This is a genomic window from Comamonas sp. lk (genome assembly GCF_900564145.1).
In the GTDB taxonomy this organism is placed as follows: domain Bacteria; phylum Pseudomonadota; class Gammaproteobacteria; order Burkholderiales; family Burkholderiaceae_C; genus Comamonas.
This window is the reverse complement of record NZ_UOOB01000001.1, coordinates 2,204,036-2,225,875: the sequence shown is the minus strand read 5'-3', so window position 1 is coordinate 2,225,875 and position 21,840 is coordinate 2,204,036. Positions and strand designations below refer to the sequence as shown.

The window sequence follows — 21,840 nt, the reverse complement described above, 5'->3', positions numbered from 1 at the left end:
TGCTCTCAATCGAGAAGCAAGTACCGCATATGCAGTCATGTCTGCAAGCATTATGGGCAGATTTTGTGACCCCAGGCATGGGCCGTCCCGCCCGGAAACAAAAAACGCAGGCCTGGGCCTGCGTCGTGAGGAGGTGAGGGCTAGGCCGCGCAACAAAGCTGCGTTATGCCGCCGAGCGATTGACGCTATACGGCGCATTCTTGCCGCACCACAACCACATGAGCGCACCGCCCGCAATCATGGGAATGCACAGCCACTGGCCCATGCTCATGCCCAGGGACAGAATGCCCAGGAAGTCGTCGGGCTCGCGGAAATACTCGGCAATGAAGCGGAACACGCCATAGCCGAACAGGAAGACCGCGGCCACCTGGCCGGGCTTGTGCTCCTTGCGTGCATAAATCCACAGCAAAATGAACAGCAGCAAACCTTCCATCAGCATCTGGTAGATCTGCGAAGGGTGGCGCGCAATCATGGAGCCGCTTTGCGGAAACACCATGGCCCAGGGCAGGTCGGCGCTGGCGGCACGCCCCCAGAGTTCGCCGTTGATGAAGTTGCCAACTCGGCCCGCAGCCAGCCCGGTAGGTACGCAGGGTGCGACAAAATCTGCCACTTGCAGCCAGCTGCGCTTGCGCGAATGTGCAAACCAGACCATGGAACCGATGACGCCCAGCAGGCCGCCATGAAAGCTCATGCCGCCTTGCCAGACGGCAAAAATCTCCAGCGGATGCGTGAGGTAGTAGTCTGGCTTGTAGAACAGGCAGTAGCCAAGGCGCCCACCGATGATTACGCCCAGCACGCCGAGAAACAGAATGTCCTCCACATCCTTGCGCGACCAGGCTTGATCGCCCCGCATGTATTTGAAGGGCGGGTGATGCAGGCGGCGTGTCCCCAGGAACAGGAACAGCGCAAATGCCGCCAGATAGGTCAGACCATACCAGTGCACAGCCAGGGGACCGATTTGCACGGCAACGGGATCAATTTGCGGATACATCAGCATGACAGGCATTGTGCCGTAGCCAGACATGCCCCCAGGAATGCGCCGCAGGAAAACCACTCGGGCCGGACTGCGGCGACCCGCCACCCTATGCCACATCAATGAAAACAGCCTCAAGCGCTTGATGGACAAGCGCGTCAAGCTATTGATTTCATTGCATCAAGGCTTGCGCACGGTTTCCAGTTTGATCAAGCCTTCTTTCACCATATCGCGCACGCCGCGGTTGGCCTCCTGCGTCATCTCTCGCAACTGCAGGGGCGATCCGCCCAGCACCTGAACCCCCATGGCCTGCAAGCGCTCCTGCATGACGGGCTCGTTCAACACGGCGTTGGCAGCCGTGTTGAGCTTGTCGATGATCTGTGGCGGCGTGCCTGCAGGTGCCACCAAACCGAACCAGGTAATGGCCAGATCGTTGAGAGCCGGATGACCCAGCTCTTTGAACGTGGGCACCTGGGGCAAGGCTGGCAGCCTCTCCTGCGCTGCCACAGCAATCGGTATCAGCCGACCCGAATTCACATGGGCGGCAGACGAGGGATACTGATCGCTCAGCACATGCGTCTCTCCCGATAGCGCACTGCTCACCACCGGCCCCTGACCTTTGTAGGGAATGTGGTGCAGCCGAATCTTGAGCGAGGCATTCAAGCGCTCGATGATCAGATGCCCCACCGAGCCCACGCCCGACGAACCAATATTGAGCAAAGAAGGCTTGCTGCGCGCCAGCATGACGAACTGGCCATAGTTGTGCACGCCCAGACTGGGGTGTACCGAGAGCACCGAGGCAATCGAGGTCAAGGCCACGATCGGCGCCAGGTCCTTGCTCGGATCTATGCGGGAGACATGGGCCAGCAGCACGGGATTGACGGCCAGGGTGCTGATGGTGCCAAGCCCGATGACATAGCCGTCGGGCGCCGCATGGGCCACGGCTTCGGCACCGATCAGGCCGCTGGCGCCGGCGCGATTTTCGACAATCACGGCCTGCCCTAGCGGGGCCTGCATGGCATCGGCCACCATGCGGGCGATGATGTCGGCAGAGCCTCCGGGAGTGAAGGGCACGATGAGGCGCACCGGACGCTGCGGATATGTAGCATGCCGCGCATCGACCAAGCCTTGCGCCCAGGCCACCGAGCCTGCCGAGCCTGCCGAGCCCAAAATGCAGACACTGACAACGCTAGCGAAAGCACGCCTGACCCTGGGGTATAGCTTGCTCCACTGAAGGCCTGTGGCCTGCTTCATGGCGAAAACTTCCTCATTGCAAAAATGACGACAGCCGCCCAACCCTCAGGGTTGCGGCGGCTGTCGGGATTGTCCATCAACGCTGGCACCAGCGCGGACAAAAAGTACAGAAACCTCAGTCGTCCAGCAGCGACAGATCGCGCACGGCACCGGTATCGGCACTGGTCACCAGCATGGCATAGGCCTTGAGCGCTGCGGAGATCTTGCGAGGACGGGCCTCCACAGGCTTCCAGCCCTTGGCGTTCTGCACTTCGCGGCGTGCCGCCAACTCTTCGTCGCTGACCAGCATGTTGATGGTGCGATTGGGAATGTCGATACGGATGATGTCGCCGTTCTGCACCAGACCAATCGCACCGCCAGCGGCCGCTTCGGGAGAGCAGTGGCCAATCGACAGCCCAGATGTGCCGCCTGAGAAGCGGCCATCCGTCAGCAACGCGCAGGCCTTGCCCAGACCCTTGGATTTGATGTAGCTGGTAGGGTAGAGCATTTCCTGCATGCCGGGGCCGCCCTTGGGGCCTTCATAGCGCACGATGACCACATCACCTGCCTTGACCTTGTCGGCCAGAATATTGGCCACGGCTTCGTCCTGGGACTCAACCACGTGGGCTGGGCCTTCGAACACCAGAATAGATTCATCCACACCGGCGGACTTCACTACGCAACCGTCCAGCGCAATGTTGCCGCGCAGCACGGCCAAGCCGCCTTCTTTGCTGAAGGCGTGCTCATAGCTGCGGATACAGCCTTCGGCACGATCCAGATCCAGGCTGGGCCAGCGGGTGTTCTGGCTGAAGGCAACCTGCGTGGGAATACCAGCGGGGCCTGCCATGTAGAAGTGACGAACGGCTTCATCTTGCGTGACGGTGATATCCCACTGGGCCAGCGCATCGGCCATGGTCTTGGCGTGCACGGTGGGCACATCGGTGTGCAGCTTGCCGGCGCGGGCCAGCTCGCCCAGGATAGCCATGATGCCGCCTGCGCGGTGCACGTCTTCGATGTGGTACTTGGGCGTATTGGGCGCGACCTTGCACAGCTGGGGCACAACGCGCGAGAGGCGGTCGATGTCGGCCATGGTGAAGTCGATTTCGGCTTCCTTGGCAATGGCCAGCAGATGCAGGATGGTGTTGGTGGAGCCGCCCATGGCGATATCCAGCGTGATGCAGTTCTCAAACGCTTTGAAACCCACGGAGCGTGGCAACACGCTGTAATCGTCCTGCTCGTAGTGCTGGCGGGCCAGCTCGACGATGCGACGACCGGCGCGCAGGAACAGCTCTTCGCGGTCAGCGTGTGTGGCCACCACGGTGCCGTTGCCGGGCAGGGACAGACCCAGTGCCTCGGTCAGGCAGTTCATGGAGTTGGCAGTGAACATGCCCGAGCAGGAACCGCAAGTGGGGCAGGCCGAACGCTCGACCTGCGCGACCTCTTCATCCGAGTAGCGGTCATCTGCCGCAATCACCATGGCATCCACCAGATCGAGCTTCTTGAATTCGATCACCTTGGTATCGGGATTGGCCAGCTTGGTCTTGCCCGCTTCCATGGGACCGCCGGAAACGAAGATCACCGGAATGTTCAGGCGCATAGCGGCCATCAGCATGCCGGGGGTGATCTTGTCGCAGTTGGAGATGCACACCAGTGCATCGGCGCAATGCGCATTGACCATGTATTCCACCGAGTCGGCGATCAGATCGCGGCTGGGCAGCGAATACAGCATGCCGTCATGGCCCATGGCAATGCCATCGTCAACGGCGATGGTGTTGAATTCCTTGGCAACACCACCCGCCTTTTCGATCTCGCGTGCCACCAGCTGGCCCAGGTCCTTCAGGTGCACGTGGCCGGGCACGAATTGCGTGAAGGAGTTGGCAATGGCGATGATGGGCTTTTCGAAGTCGCCATCTTTCATGCCAGTGGCACGCCACAGGGCGCGCGCACCGGCCATGTTGCGGCCGCCAGTGGAAGTTTTGGAACGATATGCGGGCATGGGGTTAACTTGGTCAGACGTTATCGTGGAATGAACAGCCAATTATGTCCCACTGCTTCCCGCATAGGTGCATGCATTGGTTTACGCGGCAGACAAACTGTCTTAAACAGTTTCGCCAGCCATCGTATTCCAAGAACCCCAGGTGTGGATGCGCGCTCTCAGCGCCGGCGCGAACCGGGCGCCAGCTCCTTCTTCTGGCGCTCAATGCGCTCCTTCTTGCGCTGATCCATCTTGTCCATGGCCTTGCGCTTGGTGTAGCCGCTGGCATCGGCCCAGGCCCACCAGGCCGCTGCAGCGCCATAAACGCCCAGGATGACCCACCAGCTCCAGGCAGCCACCGGGCCGATTTCTGCCACCTTGAGCAAAGACAACAGAATCGCCAGACCTAACAAATACATACACCCTCCTCACTTTTCTCAACAGTGCCTACATCAGTACATACACAATACCGCCACTACAATGACGATGTAATCGAACTTTAACAACTGCACCCAGGATTACCTCATGATGAAGCAAACACTGATCGCCTTCGCCCTGTCCGCAGCGGCGGTGGCTCCTGCCATGGCTGACCAGGCTTTGGCTCAGTCCAAGAACTGCATGGCCTGCCACGCAGTTGATAAAAAACTGGTCGGCCCTTCCTTCAAGGACGTGGCTGCCAAGTATGCCGGTCAAAAAGACGCTGTCGACAAGCTGGCTGCCAAGGTGATCAAGGGCGGCAGCGGCGTCTGGGGCCCCGTGCCCATGCCTGCAAACGCCCAAGTGAACGACGCCGACGCCAAGAAGCTGGTGACCTGGATTCTGACGCAGAAGTAATTACTACTGTTTGCATAGCAAAACAAAGCCGCACGGTATACGCCGTGCGGCTTTTTTGCATCTGCCATCAGATTTCGCCATGGAGCAAGTACCCCGTCCAGGCAATAAAAAAGGCCCCTGGGGGCCTTTTTTATGGATCTGACCGGCGTCAAAGCGCAGATCAGGAATCGCGGGAAGCACGCTTGCGGTCGTGTTCCTTCAGGTGGCGCTTGCGCACGCGCAGGCTGGTGGGGGTGATTTCCAGCAGCTCGTCGTCTTCGATGAATTCCACGCCGTATTCCAGCGACAACTCGATAGGAGGCGTGATCTTGATCGCGTCTTCCTTGCCGCTGACGCGGAAGTTGGTCAGCTGCTTGGTACGCGTGGCGTTCACCACCAGGTCGTTGTCGCGGCTGTGGATACCGATGATCATGCCTTCGTACACGGGATCGTTGGCCTTGACGAACATGCGGCCGCGGTCGTCCAGCTTGCCCAGGGCGTAAGTGAAGATTTCACCGTCGTCCATGGAAATCAGCACGCCGTTCTTACGGCCACCGATGTCACCCTTATGGGGTTCGTAGCTGTCGAAGATGTTGGCGATCAGACCGGAACCACGTGTCAGGTTCAGGAATTCATTGGTGAAACCGATCAGACCACGGGCGGGGATACGGTATTCCAGACGGACGCGACCGCGGCCATCGGGTTCCATGTTCACCAGCTCGCCCTTGCGCTCGCCCAGGGCTTGCATCACGCCGCCTTGATGGCCTTCTTCGATGTCGACAGTCACCAGCTCGATAGGCTCGTGCTTGACACCGTCAATCATGCGCATCACCACGCGGGGCTTGGAAACGGCCAGCTCATAGCCTTCGCGGCGCATTTCTTCCAGCAAGATGGTCAGGTGCAGTTCGCCACGACCCATCACTTCAAAGATACCGTCTTCATCGGTTTCCTTGACGCGCAGAGCCACGTTGGAACGCAGTTCCTTTTGCAGGCGGTCCCAGATCTGACGGCTGGTCACAAACTTGCCTTCACGACCGGCCAGAGGCGAGGTGTTCACGCAGAAGTTCATGGTCAGTGTGGGCTCGTCAATCTTCAGCATCGGCAGAGGCTGGGGATTGGCAATGTCAGTCACTGTTTCGCCGATACCGATGTTTTCAATACCGCTGACCAGCACGATTTCCGAAGGACCGGCTTCGGTGGCTTGCACGCGATCGATACCCTGGAAGGTGTGAACCTGGTTGATCTTGCCGTTGTAAGCCTTACCGTCGGGACCAGCCATGACAGCCACTTGCTGACCGGGCTTCAGAGTACCCTGGGTGATGCGGCCCACGCCGATACGGCCCACGAAGGTGGAGTAGTCCAGAGCGGAGATCTGCAGCTGCAGAGGTGCAGAAGCGTCACCTTGCACCGCAGGCACGTGCTCGAGAATGGTGTTGAACAGGGCGGACATGTCCTCACCCCACTTGGCACCTGGCTCGCCTTCTTCCTTGGAAGACCAGCCGTTGATGCCCGAGGCGTACACCACGGGGAAGTCCAACTGCTCGTCGGTGGCACCCAGCTTGTCGAACAGGTCAAAAGCGGCGTTCACCACCTTGTCGGGGTTGGCACCAGGCTTGTCCACCTTGTTGACCACCACGATGGGGCGCAGACCCAGGGCAAGAGCCTTCTTGGTCACGAAACGCGTCTGAGGCATAGGACCTTCTTGCGCGTCGATCAGCAGCACCACACCGTCAACCATGGACAGAGCACGTTCCACTTCACCGCCGAAGTCCGCGTGACCGGGCGTGTCGAGAATGTTGATGTGCGTACCTTGCCAGCTCACGGCGCAGTTCTTGGCCAGGATGGTGATGCCACGCTCGCGTTCGATGGCGTGGTTGTCCATCACGGTGTCCACGACTTTTTCGTGTTCAGCGAAGGTACCCGACTGGCGCAGCAGCTGGTCAACCATGGTGGTCTTACCATGGTCAACGTGCGCAATGATCGCAATATTGCGGATTTGTTTGCTCATAATGTTTTCCCATTGCCGCAATTCGTTATTGCGGCGTGCCTTCCAAAATCTGTTGAATTTCGAGCGGACTGAGCAGGCGCTCGGGAATCAGCTCCCCTTGCTCCACACGGCCGACCCCCAAAAGGGCTTGCGGACGCTCACCATACACGGCCACAGCCTTGGCGTCAGGCCAAGTCCCTCTGCGACGCATGCCTGACAAAAATCGTCTCGCATCCTCTTCGGACAAAGTGACAACTGCATGGCGATGCAGCAGCGCCTGCGCAGGCAATACCTGCGCCAGACGGTCCTCTTCACTCATGGCTTCCAGCGCCTGCAATGTCACGCAGCGCGAGACATCAATGCCACCGGTTTCCACACGGCGCAAAAAACGCAGGTGTGCGCCGAAACCCAGCGCCTCACCCACGTCTTCACCCAGCGTACGGATGTAGGTCCCCTTGCTGCAGGACACTCTCATCTTGATAGCTGGATACGCTTGATCATCCTGCGTCAGCGTCAGTTCCAGTGCATGGATCGTGACATTGCGTGCGGGACGCTCAACCTCTACGCCTGCGCGGGCGTATTCGTATAAAGCCTTGCCGTCTTTCTTGAGCGCACTGTGCATGGGGGGCACTTGCTGAATATCCCCCGTGAACTGCGCCTGGACAGCTGCCAGACGCTCCGGCGTGATAGCTGCCAGATCGACAGCACGCTCGCGCACCACATCACCTTCGGCATCGGCCGTAGTCGTGGTCTGGCCCAGTCGGGCAATGGCTTCGTATGTTTTTTCAGCTTCCAGCTGGAGCTGACTGAATTTGGTTGCAGCGCCAAAGCACAGCGGCAGCACGCCACTGGCCAGCGGGTCAAGCGTGCCGGTATGCCCGGCCTTTTCGGCGCGCAGCAGCCACTTGACCTTCTGCAAAATATCATTGCTGGACCATCCCAGCGGTTTGTCGAGCAGCAACACCCCATGCACAGGGCGCCGCTGCACCCGGGTGCGAGGGGCGTTCATGTGCTTAGCCTTCTTCAGGTCCGCGCGACGCCACTGCCTTGGCAATCAAGGCATTCATATCGGCAGCACGCTCGGTGGTGCGGTCGTAGATGAAATGCAGTGTGGGCACGGTGTGAATGTGCAGGCGCTTGAACAGGCCGTTGCGCAGAAAGCCTGCAGCCTGGTTGAGCGCCATTTGGGTTTGTTCAGGATCACCTACCAGCAAGCTGAAGAACACCTTGGCGTGGGCATAGTCAGGAGTTACCTCCACGCTTTGCAGCGTGACCATGCCAACACGCGGGTCCTTCAACTCGCGGGCGATCAGCTCCGACAGATCACGCTGGATCTGGTCGGAGACTTTGAAGCTGCGGTTAGGCGCAGCAGATTTCTTACGAGTAGCCATTAGAAATTACAGCGCTCACAAGGTGCGGGCGATTTCCTTGATCTCGAACACTTCGAGCATATCGTTCTCACGAATGTCGCTGTAGTTCTTGAGCTTGATACCGCACTCGAAGCCTTCCTTGACTTCCTTGACGTCGTCCTTCAGACGGCGCAGCGATTCGATTTCGCCCGAGTAGATGACCACGTTGTCGCGCAGCAGACGGAAATGTGCACCACGGGTGACATGACCTTGAGTGATGTAGGAACCCGCAATCGTACCGATCTTGGTTGCCACGAACACCGTGCGGATCTCGGCCATACCGATGATCTCTTCGCGCTTCTCGGGGGCCAGCATGCCGGACATCGCAGCCTTCACTTCATCTACGGCGTCGTAAATGATGTTGTAGTAGCGAACGTCCACGCCATTGCCTTCGGCCGTCTTACGGGCCTGGGCGTCTGCACGCACGTTGAAACCGATCACGATGGCCTTGGAGGCGATCGCCAGGTTGATGTCGGATTCGCTGATACCACCCACGCCGGAGTACACCAGTTGCACCTTGATCTCGTCGGTCGAGAGCTTGAGCAGCGAGCCGCCCAGTGCTTCTTGCGAACCCTGCATGTCGGCCTTGATGATGATGGGCAGTGTCTGCACATCGCCAGCACTCATTTCGGCGAACATGTTTTCCAGCTTGGCCGCTTGTTGCTTGGCCAGCTTGGTGTGACGGAACTTGCCTGCACGGTAGGTTGCGATTTCACGGGCACGGCGTTCGTCAGCCAGCACCATGAAGTCATCACCAGCCTGTGGCACTTCGCTCAGACCCTGGATTTCCACTGGAATCGAAGGACCAGCCGACTTGGTCTGCTTGCCGTCTTCATCCAGCATGGCACGCACGCGGCCATAGGTCTGGCCAGCCAGCACCACATCGCCAACCTTCAGCGTACCGGACTGCACCAGCACCGTAGCCACGGTACCGCGACCCTTGTCCAGCTGGGCTTCGATCACGATACCCTTGGCAGCGGCTTCCACCGGGGCCTTGAGTTCCAGCACTTCGGCTTGCAGCAGCACTTGCTCGAGCAGCTCGTCGATGCCCATGCCGGTCTTGGAAGACACGGACACGAAAGGCGAATCGCCACCGTACTCTTCAGGCAACACCTGCTCGGTCACCAGCTCTTGCTTGACGCGGTCTGCGTTGGCATCGGGCTTGTCCGACTTGGTGATGGCCACCACCATGGGAACACCAGCCGCCTTGGCGTGCTTGATGGCTTCCTTGGTCTGAGGCATCACGCCGTCGTCGGCAGCAACCACCAGAATCACGATATCGGTTGCCTGTGCACCGCGAGCACGCATGGCCGTGAAGGCCTCGTGACCGGGAGTGTCCAGGAAGGTAACGATGCCGCGAGGCGTAGTCACATGGTAGGCACCGATGTGCTGGGTAATACCACCCGCTTCGCCCGACGCCACCTTGGTGCGACGGATGTAGTCCAGCAGCGAGGTCTTGCCGTGGTCCACGTGACCCATGACGGTCACCACAGGAGCGCGAGGCAGAGCTTCGGCTTCCGACTGAGAAACTTCGTCGTCCGTGAAGGCTTCCAGGTCGTCCAGTGCGGCAACCTTGGCCACGTGGCCCATTTCTTCCACCACGATCATGGCGGTGTCTTGGTCCAACGGCTGATTGATGGTGACCATCTGGCCCATCTTCATCAGTACCTTGATGACTTCCGATGCCTTGATCGCCATCTTGTGGGCCAGTTCGGCCACGGTGATGGTTTCGGGCACGTGCACCTCAATGGAGCGGAACTCGGCTGGTGCGTGCTGCTGGTGTTGCTGATCGTCGCCACGGCCGCCACGACGGCCGCCCTTGGAGCCACCACGCCAGTTAGAACGGGAACCCACGCCACCGGAGCTGTCGCCACGGGTCTTGATTTCCTTTTTCTTGCCGTTGGCGTCGTTGGACCAGCTCGAGGAGAGCTTGGCCGACTTGACTTCCTTGCCACCAGCATTGGCGTTGCGTGCCCCGGCGTTGCCAGAATTAGCACCTGCACCGGCAGCGCCGGTCTTGGGTGCATTCTTCTTGGCGTCCGCCGTGGTTGCAGCAGGTGCAACCTTCTTGGGCTCTTCCGGCTTCTTGGCAACCAGCACCTTTTTGGGTGCGGCCATCATGGCGCGGATCGCTTCAGCTTCAGCCAATGCCTTGCGGCGGCGGTCATCGAGGTCCTTGGCACGACCGGCTTCTTCCTCGGCCTTCGCCTTGGACTCCGCCTCAGCCTTGGCGCGAGCCTCGGCTTGTGCAGCAGCACGAGCAGCTGCACCAGCAGCATGCTCACGCTTGACTTCTTCCTTTGCAGCCTTGGCTTCAGCAACCTTGGCTACTTCTGCAGCTGCGTAGGCAGCTGCACGCTCTTCAGCTTCGCGCTCACGGCGCTCGCGCTCTTCGCGCTCTTGACGTTCTTTGGCCAATTCCACTTCCTGATGGCGCAAATGCTCTACCTCATGGCGAGCAACTTCTTCACGACGTACCAGCTCTTGAGCAGCGGCACGTTCCTGCACTGCCTTGGCCATGCTTTCAGCATTGGCCTGGGCTTCTGCGGGTGTGTCTTCCCGCTTGACAAAGGTACGCTTCTTGCGCACTTCCACCTGGATGGTTCGTGCGCGGCCAGTCGCATCCGCCTGCTTGATTTCGCTGGTGGATTTCTTGGTCAATGTAATTTTCTTGGCGCCACTTCCGTGGCTGGCCTGCAGATGGCTGAGCAAGCGTTGCTTGTCGCCTTCAGTCAGTGCATCACCTGCACTGGCTATTTCCAGCCCTGCCGCCTTGAGCTGTTGCAGCAAGGTTTCAGGGGTCTTGTTGAGCTCTTTCGCAAACTCGGCAACCGTATTACTCGACATATATGCTCTGTACCTCCCTGACCTTACTCTTGCCCATCGGTGAACCAGTGCTCGCGCGCCTTCATGATCAATGCCTTGGCTTCATCTGCGGTCTGACCGGTGATATCGGTCAACTCGTCAATGGCCAGATCGGCAAGATCATCACGGGTGAGCACACCTGAAGTAGCCAGCTTGTTCACTATTTCGGGCGTGATGCCGTCCAGTGCCACCAGATCTTCAGAGGCCTTGCTCACATTTTCCTCGCGAGCGATTTCCTGCGACAGCAATGCATCCTTGGCACGGCTGCGGAGTTCGTTCACCGTCTCTTCATCGAACGATTCGATTTCGAGCATTTCCTGCAGAGGGACATAGGCCACTTCTTCCAGGGTCTCGAAACCTTCGTCGATCAGGATGTTGGCGATATCTTCGTCCACATCCAGCTTTTCCATGAACAGGGTACGGGCCACTACGGACTCGTCTTCCTGCTTTTGCGCCGACTCAACGGCGTCCATGATATTAATTTTCCAGCCAGTCAGCTCGGAAGCCAGGCGCACGTTCTGACCACCACGACCAATCGCGATAGCCAGGTTCTCCTCGTCCACTACCACGTCCATGGCATGCTTTTCCTCGTCCACCACGATGGAAGAGACATTGGCAGGAGCCAGAGCACCGATCACGAACTGTGCGGGATCTTCAGACCACAGCACGATGTCCACGCGCTCGCCGGCGAGCTCGTTGGTCACGGCATTGACGCGGGTGCCACGCACGCCGACGCAGGTGCCGATGGGATCAACGCGCTTGTCGTGAGAGATCACGGCAATCTTGGCGCGGGAGCCGGCATCACGTGCGCAGCTCTTGATTTCCAGCAGGCCTTGTTCAATTTCGGGCACTTCGTTTCGGAAGAGCTCGACCATGAATTCAGGGGCCGAACGCGACAGGATGATGGGGGCGCCGCGCAAGGTGGCATCCACTTCCATGATCATGGCGCGCACACGGTCGCCGCTGCGCAGATTTTCCTTGGGGATCATCTCGCCACGACGCAGACGGCCTTCAACACGACCGGATTCGACAATGATGTCGCCCTTGTCCATGCGCTTGACGGTACCGGTGAAGATTTTGTCGCCGCGATCCAGGAACTCGTTGAGCAGCATTTCGCGCTCGGCGTCACGAATCTTCTGCAAGATGACTTGCTTGGCTGCCATGGCACCAATACGGCCAATGGGCAGCGATTCGATCTGCTCTTCGATGTACTCGCCGACCTGAATACCGGGCATGCGGTCTTCCGCATCCATCAGCATTTCTTCGGCTTCCGGGTTTTGCAGACCGGCATCATCGGGCACGACGAGCCAACGACGGAAAGTATCGTAGTCACCGCCGTCGCGATCAATGGCCACACGGATGTCTACTTCACCTTGGTACAGTTTCTTGGTAGCCTGGGCCAGAGCGGACTCCACGGCACCGAACACCACATCGCGCTCCACGTTCTTTTCGCGCGAAATGGCTTCAACCAACATCAACAGTTCGCGATTCATGCGACGACTCTCCTATTTCAATCTCACAAAGAGGATTACATTGACGGCCTCTTTGTCCCAACGACTCGACACCCAAGCCAGCCTTAAACAGGCTTGGCCGCGCGCCCTTTGAAATTCACAATGGGGGCCAGACGAGCGTCTCTCAACTCATCCAGCGTAAACCCCAGAGCCTGCAACGGAGCAGGCTCGCGCTTCTTGCTGACGCGTACGCCCGGCTTGACGGGCGGCTCGTCACTCCAGACGATTTGCCAGCCACCTTCATCCGTACGTTCCAGTGTTCCGCGAAATTTTTTACGATTGGCATTGACCTGACCACCTGCAGCGCCACCAATGGGCTCCTTCAGGGTCAAATCAATCAAAGCACCGTTAAAACGGATGAAATCCTGTTCGTGACGCAGCAAGCGGTCGATACCCGGAGAGGAAATCTCCAGGCGTGCGTACTCGATGCCGTCGACCTCCAGCGCAAACTGCAGCTGACGCGTCACCTTCTCGCAATCTTCCACGGTCACGAACTGCTCGGGCAGCACAGGCGCACCTTCGACCGGTGCCTGCCAAGGCAAATCAATTGTGATGCGCAATAGGCCGCCCGCAGTGCGTTCTATTTCAACCAGGTCATAGCCCAGACCGGTCACGGTTTGTTCAACGATTTGCTGTAGTGCCACGTGTAATCAGTTCAGTCCCGAAATGTCCACCAATCCCTAAATAGCTGCTGTTGCAAGCTATTCACCAGGGAATTGCCCAAAAAAAACGGGCGGTAGTTACTCGCCCGTTTGGTCGTGAAGCAGCGATTGTAGCCGCAAACCGTTGTTTTCGCAAAAACGCTTTGCACAAAACAGGGCTCAACGCAAGACTTCGTCCAGGTCTCTGGCCGCCAGCAGCCTGTGCAGCAATTGCTGGGCTTCCAGAGCGTTGGCAGCCCGGGCCGCCGGATCATTGGGCAAGGACTGCAGCATGCGCGCAAGCACCTGAATTTGCGGCAGCACCGGCCCCAGGAAACGGGCTTGATTTGCATCGTCGGCGACCAGAACCGAGGGAAAGGTTTCGATGTCCAGATCCCCGGTCACATCTTCACGCTCCTCCACATCCACCCAGACAAAGCGCATCTGCGGAAACTGGGCCGCCAGCGCTTCAAAAGGCTGGCGGTACTGCTTGCAGGTACCGCACCAGTCGGCACACAGGCAGACCACCTGCCAGCCCTGTGCGTTTGAATCGTTTTGCATTTGTGTCATTGGCAAGCCCGGCATGCCGCCCGGCGCATCTGTCTGGATAGTTGCAGCACATCGCGCTGCTCTCATTGAGATGGTAACGACTATTGAATACACAAGAGGACGACCCACTTTTTCCATATCTGCCGGCAAGAGCTCTGGCAACGCCTGCTTTGGCTCTTGTCCCGCCAGGCATGGCGAACTATGCTTTCCATAGCGTGTTTAGCGTGCTGCACTGCGGCATGAGCGCCGCCTGCGGCCTTTTCTTTCCGACGGACTCAACAATGGATGGATCCATGGATCACAAGGACTACTACCAGATACTGGGCGTGGACAAGCACGCCAGCGCTGACGACATCAAAAAGGCCTTTCGCAAACTGGCCCGCAAATACCACCCGGATATCAGCAAGGAAAAGAATGCGGCCCAGCGCATGGCCGAACTCAACGAGGCCAATACCGTGCTCTCGGACTCTGAAAAACGCGCCGCCTATGACAGCATGGCCGACGCGCCGCGTTACGCCGGTGCACAAGGCGGCAGCGGAGGTTTTCAGCCACCACCTGACTGGGATCAGCACGACTTCCAGTTTCATAGCAGCACCCCCGGCAATGACGCCGACTACAGCGAGTTTTTCTCGCAGATGTTCGGCCAGGGTGCCCGCGCCAGACGCAGCCGCACCGGCAGCCGGGGCGACTTTGAGCAATCCACGCCCGATGTGCGTGGCCAGGATCAGCACGCCAGCATCGAACTGGAGTTGCAGGACAGCTACCAAGGCGCGGTTCGCTCGCTGCACCTGCGCACCACCGCCATCGACGAGTACGGCCAGCCCATCTACAAGGACAAGGAACTGCAGGTCACCATTCCCAAGGGCGTGCGTGAAGGGCAGATGATTCGGCTGGCCGGCCAGGGCGGTGCCGGCCTGGGCAAGGGCCCCGCGGGCGACATCTTGCTGGAAGTGCATTTCGTCAGCGACCCGCGCTGGTGGGCCGAGGGCAAGGATGTGTACCAGCATGTCGCCCTCGCCCCCTGGGAAGCTGCCCTGGGCGGACCGGTGCAAGTCAAGACCATTGCCGGCGAGCTGGAAGTGAACGTGCCTGCAGGCTACCGCGCCGGACGCAAGCTACGCGTCAAGGGCAAGGGCCTGCCGGCCTCCACGCCCGGCGACCTGTATCTGGTTCTGGACATTGCCATTCCCGCAGCCGAAACCGATGCCCAGCGCGCGGCCTACCGGGCATTTGCCCAGGCATTCCCCGGTTTTGACGCTCGCCAGCAAGGCCAAGGAGCATCACGATGAGCACCGCACCCTACCCTTTTTATGAAGCCGCCGAGCTGCTGGACCAGGCGGCCCTGAGCCTGCAGGATCTGGCCCGCCATTGCAGCACCAGCCCCGAATGGGTGATAGAGCATGTGCAGACTGGCGTGCTGACGCATGACGGCAGCACGGCATCAAACTCCGGGGCCGAGCAGTGGCGCTTCAGCGCCCAGACCCTGGTGCGGGCCCGGCGCGTGGCCCATCTGGAGCACAGCTTTGATGCCGACCCCCAACTGGCAGCCCTGACCACCGACCTGATAGAGGAAGTCCAACAGCTGCGCCGCCAGCTCAAGGCCTTGCAGCGCTAGATCCAGGCCTAAAAAACAAAAGCCCTCGACGCATGGCATCGAGGGCTTTTATCAATCTGCGGCAACACCAGCCAACGCTGGCGCGACTGCTGATTAACCGTGGCGCTTGCCAGGGTTCTTCTTGCTGCGAGTGTGCGAACCACGCTCCAGGCTGTTGCGGTTGCCACGGCCGGGAGTAGGCAGAGTCACGCCGTTAGGAGTCTGAGGACGGGGAGTGGCCTTGCGGTCTGCTTCGGTAACGATCTTATTGCCCATGTCTGATTCTCAAGGGTAGGTTGAAAAACTTCAATTAGGCCACAGCCAGAGAATTCGCGCCGAAGAAACTCGGACTTTTGCATGGGGGTTCTTGAAAAAACCCAGAAAACCCATCAAAAACAGAGCTTAAAGCGCTTATCCCCCTTCAAGAAAGCAAGGAAATCATGGTTGATTGGATAAAATTCATGCACTGGCAGCTATCAGTTTTGACTGTTTCCAGGCTTAAAGCGTCTGCTCCAGCACGCCGACCGCTTCGACCAGCTTGCGGGTGTAGCTGTTTTGCGGTGCGCTCAGCACCTGTTGCACGCTGCCGCTTTCCAGCACCTGCCCATCTTTCATCACCATCACCTCGTGGGCCATAGCGCGGATCACGTCCACATCATGGGTGATCAGCAGATAGGCCAGACTGCGCTCTTTTTGCAAGCGCTGCAGCAAGCTCAGCACCTGCTGCTGAATGGTCACGTCCAGCGCACTGGTCGGCTCGTCAAGCACCAGTAGATCGGGCTCCACAATCAGCGCGCGGGCAATGGCCAGGCGCTGCCGCTGCCCACCCGAGAATTCATGCGGGTAGCGCGCCAGCAGGCCAGGAAACTGCACCTCCGTCAGCCCAACGGCCTCCAGCACGGCAACGACCCGGGTCTGGCGCTGGGCATCGCTGAGCTCTGGCGCATGCACCAACAGCCCTTCGGCCACGATCTGCTCCACCGTCATACGCGGCGACAGCGAGGAAAACGGGTCCTGAAACACCACTTGCACCACCCGCCTCAGTGCCCGGTTATGCGGCAGGTTACGCATGGCCGGCTGCTGCCACTGCTGGCCTGCAATCTGCAGGCTGCCGCCAAAAGGCAGCAGGCCCAGAACCGCCTGGGCCAGCGTGGACTTGCCCGAGCCCGACTCCCCCACCACCCCCAGGGTGCGACCGGGTAGGATGCGGACATCGGCAGCTTGGAGCGCCACAAACTCGCCTTGCTTGAACCAGCCTTTGATGCCGGGCAGCGGCGTGGGATAGCTCACCCGCAGGCCCTGGCCTTGCAACACCGGCTGGGTACCTTCCGCCACCGGGCCCTCCAGCACATCACGCCGGGGACGGCTGGCCAGCAACTTGCGGGTATAGGCATGGCGGGGCTGCTGCATGACCTCGGCCACAGGCCCCTGCTCCACCAGCAGACCGCGCTCCATCACCGCCACCCGGTCGGCAAAGCGGCGTACCAGGTTCAGGTCGTGGGTGATGATCAGCACAGCCATACCCGTCTGGCGCTGCAGATCGCCCAGCAGATCCAGAATCTGGCCGCGTAGCGTGACATCCAGCGCCGTGGTGGGCTCGTCGGCCAGCAAGAGCTTGGGCCGACTGGCCAGGGCCATGGCAATCATGGCGCGCTGACGCTGGCCGCCGCTGAGCTGGTGGGCATAGGCGGCGGCGCGGCGCGCCGGCTCGGGAATGCCGGTAGTGGCCAGCAGCTCCACCGCCTGCGTCCAGGCCTGCGCCGGGCTCAGCGCCTGCTTGAGTTGCAGCACTTCGGCAATCTGCGCCCCCACTGTCATCAGCGGGTTGAGCGCCGTCATGGGCTCCTGAAAAGTCATGGCGATGTCGCCACCGCGCACGGCCCGCATCTGACGCTCCGACAATGTGAGCAGATCGCGCCCGTCAAACAAGGCTTGGCCTTGCAATTGAGCGTCACCCACCAGGCGCAGCAGCGCCAGCGCGGTAATCGTCTTGCCCGATCCAGACTCCCCCACCAGCGCCAGCTTCTCGCCGGCGCCGATCTCGAAACTCACATCGCGCACCACGGGCTTGCCGGCAAAGGCCAGCTGCAGATTGCGCACGGACAGCAAGGGTTGGCTCTCTGTCATGCTCATGCGCCCTCCTTGGCTGCAGGTGTTTGCGCCGCCTTGCGCGGGTCCAGCGCATCGCGCAGCGCATCGCCCATGAAGGTCAGCAGCAACAGGGTGACGACCAGCACGGCAAACGTGGTCAGCGAAATCCACCAGGCATCGATATTGTTCTTGCCTTGCGAGAGCAGCTCGCCCAGGCTGGGCGTGCCCGGCGGAACCCCCAGGCCCAGAAAATCCAGCGAAGTCAGCGCCAGAATGGCGGCACTCATGCGAAACGGCAAGAAAGTGACCACGGGCGTCATGCTGTTGGGCAGGATATGGCGCCAGATGATCTGCCCGTTGCCCACGCCCAGGGCCCGAGCCGATTTGACGTAGTCGAGCTGGCGGTTGCGCAGAAATTCGGCCCGCACATAGTCGGACAGGCCCATCCAGCCAAACAGCGACAGCAGCACCAGCAGCAGGGAAACACTGGGCGCAAACACGGCGCTGAAGATGATGAGCAGGTACAGCTCGGGCATGGAGCCCCAGATTTCAATGAAGCGCTGAAAGATCAGATCCGTCTTGCCGCCGAAAAAACCTTGAATGGCGCCGGTGATCACGCCCAGCGCCACGCCAATCACCGTCAGCGCCAGCGCAAACAGCACGCTGACCCGAAAACCGTAAATCAGCTGCGCCAGCAGATCACGCCCCCGGTCGTCGGTTCCCAGCCAGTTGGCGCGGGACGGCGCTGCCGGATTGGGCTGCTCGGCAAAGTAGTTCAACGTATTGGGCCCATAAGGGTTGAGCGTGAACAAGGCCCAGTTGCTGCCCGCAGTGAGCTTGTCGCGAATAAAGGGGTCTAGATAGTCGGTAGGCGTGTCGAAGTCGCCGCCAAAGGTTTTTTCGGGATAGTCCTGCCACAGCGGCCAGTACATCTGCCCCTCATAACGCACGGCCAGCGGCCTGTCGTTGCTGATCAGCTCCGCCCCCAGGCTGAACACCACCATCACGCAAAACAACAGCAGCGAGACAAAACCCAGGCGGTTGCGCTTGAAGCGCTGCCAGGCCCGCCTGCCCGGAGATACCGAAGCCGGCACGGCAGGTGCCACCGGTGGCTCCGACTCTGTTTTGATAGCTGCTTGCGCAGTCTGCACTTGCGTTTGAGCCATTTTTTAATCAAATTTCACGCGCGGATCAACCCAGACATAGCAAAGGTCGCTGACCAGCTTGGTCACCAAACCGATCAGGGTGAACAGGAACAAGGTGCCCAGCACCACGGGGTAGTCCCGGCGAATCACGCTCTCATAGCTGAGCAGGCCCAGACCGTCGAGGGAAAACAGAGTCTCTATCAGCAGCGAACCGGCAAAGAAGGCGCCAATGAAGGCCGCAGGAAAGCCCGTGACGATGGGAATCAGCGCATTGCGCAGCACATGCTTGTAGAGCACCTGCCGCTCGGACAAGCCCTTGGCCCGGGCCGTCAGCACGTACTGCTTGCGAATTTCTTCCAAAAAGGAGTTCTTGGTCAGAATGGCGGTGACGGCAAAACTGCCGGCCACCATGGCAATCACCGGCAGGGTGATGTGCCAGAGGTAGTCGGTGATGCGGGCCACCCAGCCCAGTTCTTCCCAATTCGTCGACGTCAGCCCTCTGAGCGGAAACCACTGCAGCTGGCCGCCAAAAATCACCAGCAGCGCCACGCCCAGCACAAAGCCGGGTATGGCATAGCCCACCAGGATCAGCAGCGTGGTCAGCAGATCGAAGCGCGAACCGGCGCGCACGGCCTTGGCAATGCCCAGCGGCACGGCCACCAGATAGCTGAGGAAAAACGTCCACAACCCCAGACTGGCCGAGACGGGTAGCTTTTCCTTGATCAGCACCCACACTTCCTTGTTCTGAAAAAAGCTGCGCCCCAGATCAAAGCGGGCAAACTGGCCCAGCATCTGAAAGAAACGCTCATGCGCAGGTTTGTCAAAGCCGTACAGCGCCTTGATCTGCTCTATGCGCTTGGGGTCCACTCCCTGCGCACCACGGTAGGCCATGCCCCCGCCTTCTGCGCCGCGACCGGGACCAGCCTTGGCCTCGGCCAGGTACTGCTCCACCGGGCCGCCCGGCACGAACTGCACCACCACAAACGTCATAAGCAGCACGCCCAGCAAAGTGGGAATCATGAGCAGCAGGCGTTTGAGGATGTAGGCAAACATAGGTTCAGAAAGCAGTCACAGACAAAAAGCCAGCACCATCATGCCAGCGAATACGCCAGCCGGGCACGCTGCGGCAGGCGGCGCTTTTCAAGCACATGCGGCGTCTCTCACTTGGCGGGCGGGCCCGGCGGCTGTCTGGCCCACCAGGTGAAGATGGCCCACAGCTCGCCGGTCGAATACGCCGGGGTCTGCACCGGCCGCGCCAGCCGCCAGTCGTCATACACCATGCGGTGCGTGGTGGAGTACCACTGCGGAATCAGATAGTGGCCGTGAACGATGATGCGCTCCAGCGCATGGCAGGCCGGCAGCAACTGCTCCTGGGTCTTGGCAGACGCCATGGCGGCAATCATGGCATCCACAGCCGGGCTCTTGAGCCCCACGTAATTGGATGCACCCTCCTGATCCACGGCGGCACTGCCAAACAGGTCGGCATACTCCTGACCCGGGTTGTGGGTGCCGGGCACGTTCAAAGAAATGATGTCGTAGTCGTACTTGTCGGCCCGCTGCTGGTATAGCGCATAGTCCACCACGCGCAGCTTGAGCGTGATGCCCAGTTTTTCCAGATTGCGCATCCAGGGGCTGAGCACCCGCACGCTGCCTTCGCTGCTATCGAGGTACTCGAGCACCATGGCCTGCCCCTGGGAATTGCGCAGCGTGCCGTCTTTTACGGTCCAGCCCGCTTCGCGCAGCAGTTGCTGGGCACGCCGCAGATTGGCGCGCAGACTGGAGTCGCCATCGGTTCGAGGTGGCTCGGTCATGGGACCCAGAGTGCCTTCGGGCAAGCCGGACTTGAAGGGCTCCAGCAAGGCCAGTTCGGCCGCACTGGGCTCGCCACGGGTTTCGCAATCGGTGTTGCCGAACAGCCCGCGCACGCGCCGGTAGGCGCCGTAGAACATCTGGCGGTTCATCCACTCGTAGTCCATGGCCAGGCCCAGGGCCTCCCGCACCCGCTGGTCTTGCAGCATGGGCCGGCGCACATTGAGAAAGTAACTTTGAAAGCCCGAGGGCAGCTGAGTCTCGAACACGCCTTTTTTCAGCTCGCCCGAGTCAAAGCGCTTGCCATAGAGGCGCCGCGCCCAGTCTCCGGCGCTGTTGAAGCGCATCAGATCGAACTCACCGGCCTTGAGCGCCTCCAGTCTGGCCGTGTTGTCCTTGTAGATATTGACCGTGATGCGCTCGAAGTTGGCGGTGCCCACCCGTACCGGCAAGGCATTGCCCCAGTACAGGGGGTCGCGCACATAGGTGATGTCCTTGCCGAACTTGACCGGGCCTATCTTGTAGGGGCCGCTGCCAATCGGGGTATCCATCACCACCTGATCAAAAGGCTTGGGTTTGCCCTGCTCCATACCCCATTCGCGGCTGAAAACCGGGATCGCCCCCACGATCAGAGGCAAATCGCGGTTGGGCTTTTTGAAGCGAAAACGCACCGTGCGATCATCCAGCACGTCACAACCGGCCACCTCGATCAACAGGCTTTGATAGGCGGGAGCCACATATTTGCTGTTGAGCGTTTCAAAGCTGTGCTTGACATCCTGGGCTTGCACGGGCTTGCCGGTATGAAAGCGCGCCTGCTTGCGCAGCTTGAAGGTGGCCGAAAGCCCGTCGGGCGCCACGGACACATCCTCGGCCAGCAAACCATAGCCGGTGGCTTTTTCATCCAGGCTGAGCGTGAGCAAGGTCTCGAACAGCATCTCCGACAGATAGGCCGGGGGCGAGCCCTTCAAGGTGAACGGGTTGTATTTGTCAAAGGTGGAGTAGCGCAGATTGCTGACCAGCCTCAGCTCGCCGCCCTTGGGCGCCTGCGGATTGACATAGGAAAGGTGGCTAAAGCCCTGCGGATACAGCGGTTTGCCCCACAGGGCATAGGCGTGATCGGCTCTGGCAGGAGCACTGAGCGAGGTGCTGGCAAGCAGCAGCGAACAAATCATCCAATGGCGCATGCGACAATTCTGCACCACACAAAGGTTTGCGTGCACTGCAAGCCGCGACGATTGCCAGGGC

19 protein-coding genes are annotated in these 21,840 nt (G+C 60.0%); 3 read left to right on the top strand and 16 right to left on the bottom strand.

Going from position 1 to position 21,840, the window contains the following annotated elements:
- Positions 1–163: 163 nt before the first annotated feature.
- The 4 genes from lgt to EAO39_RS10225 form a co-directional block, all read right to left on the bottom strand.
- On the bottom strand, positions 164–1,006 hold the full coding sequence (gene lgt / locus EAO39_RS10240) for a prolipoprotein diacylglyceryl transferase (protein ID WP_120967289.1): 843 nt from the start codon (positions 1,004–1,006) through the stop codon (positions 164–166).
- 147 nt (positions 1,007–1,153) lie between these two features.
- The gene (locus tag EAO39_RS10235) at positions 1,154–2,227 is read right to left on the bottom strand and encodes a tripartite tricarboxylate transporter substrate binding protein (RefSeq protein WP_120967288.1); all 1,074 of its coding nucleotides are present in this window, start codon (positions 2,225–2,227) and stop codon (positions 1,154–1,156) included.
- Between the two features lie 115 nt (positions 2,228–2,342).
- On the bottom strand, positions 2,343–4,202 hold the full coding sequence (ilvD, locus tag EAO39_RS10230; RefSeq protein WP_120967287.1) for a dihydroxy-acid dehydratase: 1,860 nt from the start codon (positions 4,200–4,202) through the stop codon (positions 2,343–2,345).
- A 158-nt stretch (positions 4,203–4,360) separates the two neighbouring features.
- Complete coding sequence (locus EAO39_RS10225) at positions 4,361–4,600, bottom strand: TIGR04438 family Trp-rich protein (RefSeq protein WP_120967286.1); 240 nt, start codon at positions 4,598–4,600, stop codon at positions 4,361–4,363.
- A gap of 109 nt (positions 4,601–4,709) precedes the next feature.
- Here EAO39_RS10225 and EAO39_RS10220 point away from each other — a divergent pair, with 109 nt between their 5' ends.
- Entirely contained in the window at positions 4,710–5,015 is a 306-nt protein-coding gene (locus EAO39_RS10220) for a c-type cytochrome (RefSeq protein WP_120970918.1), read from the top strand.
- A 160-nt stretch (positions 5,016–5,175) separates the two neighbouring features.
- On the opposite strand, the gene typA is transcribed toward EAO39_RS10220, so the two are convergent.
- The 7 genes from typA to EAO39_RS10185 all read right to left on the bottom strand — a co-directional run bounded on the left by typA (position 5,176) and on the right by EAO39_RS10185 (position 13,968).
- Entirely contained in the window at positions 5,176–7,002 is a 1,827-nt protein-coding gene (typA, locus tag EAO39_RS10215; RefSeq protein WP_120967285.1) for a translational GTPase TypA, read from the bottom strand.
- Between the two features lie 25 nt (positions 7,003–7,027).
- On the bottom strand, positions 7,028–7,990 hold the full coding sequence (truB, locus tag EAO39_RS10210) for a tRNA pseudouridine(55) synthase TruB (RefSeq protein WP_120967284.1): 963 nt from the start codon (positions 7,988–7,990) through the stop codon (positions 7,028–7,030).
- Between the two features lie 4 nt (positions 7,991–7,994).
- Complete coding sequence (rbfA, locus tag EAO39_RS10205; protein ID WP_120967283.1) at positions 7,995–8,372, bottom strand: 30S ribosome-binding factor RbfA; 378 nt, start codon at positions 8,370–8,372, stop codon at positions 7,995–7,997.
- 15 nt (positions 8,373–8,387) lie between these two features.
- Positions 8,388–11,237 (bottom strand): translation initiation factor IF-2, encoded by a 2,850-nt coding sequence (gene infB, locus EAO39_RS10200; RefSeq protein WP_120967282.1) that lies wholly within the window; start codon positions 11,235–11,237, stop codon positions 8,388–8,390.
- Positions 11,238–11,260: 23 nt separating this feature from the next.
- A complete protein-coding gene (gene nusA / locus EAO39_RS10195) occupies positions 11,261–12,748 on the bottom strand; it encodes a transcription termination factor NusA (RefSeq protein ID WP_120967281.1) in 1,488 nt (495 codons plus the stop codon).
- 83 nt (positions 12,749–12,831) lie between these two features.
- Complete coding sequence (gene rimP / locus EAO39_RS10190) at positions 12,832–13,410, bottom strand: ribosome maturation factor RimP (protein WP_120967280.1); 579 nt, start codon at positions 13,408–13,410, stop codon at positions 12,832–12,834.
- A 177-nt stretch (positions 13,411–13,587) separates the two neighbouring features.
- Entirely contained in the window at positions 13,588–13,968 is a 381-nt protein-coding gene (locus tag EAO39_RS10185; protein WP_240466947.1) for a thioredoxin family protein, read from the bottom strand.
- A 281-nt stretch (positions 13,969–14,249) separates the two neighbouring features.
- On the opposite strand from EAO39_RS10185, the gene EAO39_RS10180 reads away from it, so the two are divergent.
- Positions 14,250–15,245 carry a J domain-containing protein gene (locus tag EAO39_RS10180; protein ID WP_120970915.1) on the top strand — a complete coding sequence of 332 codons (996 nt, stop codon included), beginning with the start codon at positions 14,250–14,252 and terminating at the stop codon, positions 15,243–15,245.
- A complete protein-coding gene (locus EAO39_RS10175; protein WP_120967278.1) occupies positions 15,242–15,571 on the top strand; it encodes a chaperone modulator CbpM in 330 nt (109 codons plus the stop codon). The genes EAO39_RS10180 and EAO39_RS10175 overlap by 4 nt, the downstream gene beginning before the upstream one ends.
- A 93-nt stretch (positions 15,572–15,664) precedes the next feature.
- Here EAO39_RS10175 and EAO39_RS22520 read toward each other — a convergent pair whose 3' ends face one another.
- The 5 genes from EAO39_RS22520 to EAO39_RS10155 all read right to left on the bottom strand — a co-directional run bounded on the left by EAO39_RS22520 (position 15,665) and on the right by EAO39_RS10155 (position 21,779).
- Complete coding sequence (locus tag EAO39_RS22520; RefSeq protein WP_162989521.1) at positions 15,665–15,826, bottom strand: hypothetical protein; 162 nt, start codon at positions 15,824–15,826, stop codon at positions 15,665–15,667.
- 222 nt (positions 15,827–16,048) lie between these two features.
- Positions 16,049–17,683 carry a dipeptide ABC transporter ATP-binding protein gene (locus EAO39_RS10170; protein ID WP_120967277.1) on the bottom strand — a complete coding sequence of 545 codons (1,635 nt, stop codon included), beginning with the start codon at positions 17,681–17,683 and terminating at the stop codon, positions 16,049–16,051.
- On the bottom strand, positions 17,680–18,807 hold the full coding sequence (locus tag EAO39_RS10165; RefSeq protein ID WP_120967276.1) for an ABC transporter permease: 1,128 nt from the start codon (positions 18,805–18,807) through the stop codon (positions 17,680–17,682). The genes EAO39_RS10170 and EAO39_RS10165 overlap by 4 nt, the downstream gene beginning before the upstream one ends.
- 3 nt (positions 18,808–18,810) lie before the next feature.
- Positions 18,811–19,839, bottom strand: a complete 1,029-nt coding sequence (locus tag EAO39_RS10160) for an ABC transporter permease subunit (RefSeq protein ID WP_120967275.1) — start codon at positions 19,837–19,839, stop codon at positions 18,811–18,813.
- Positions 19,840–19,946: 107 nt separating this feature from the next.
- On the bottom strand, positions 19,947–21,779 hold the full coding sequence (locus tag EAO39_RS10155) for an extracellular solute-binding protein (RefSeq protein ID WP_205589368.1): 1,833 nt from the start codon (positions 21,777–21,779) through the stop codon (positions 19,947–19,949).
- Positions 21,780–21,840 lie beyond the last annotated feature (61 nt).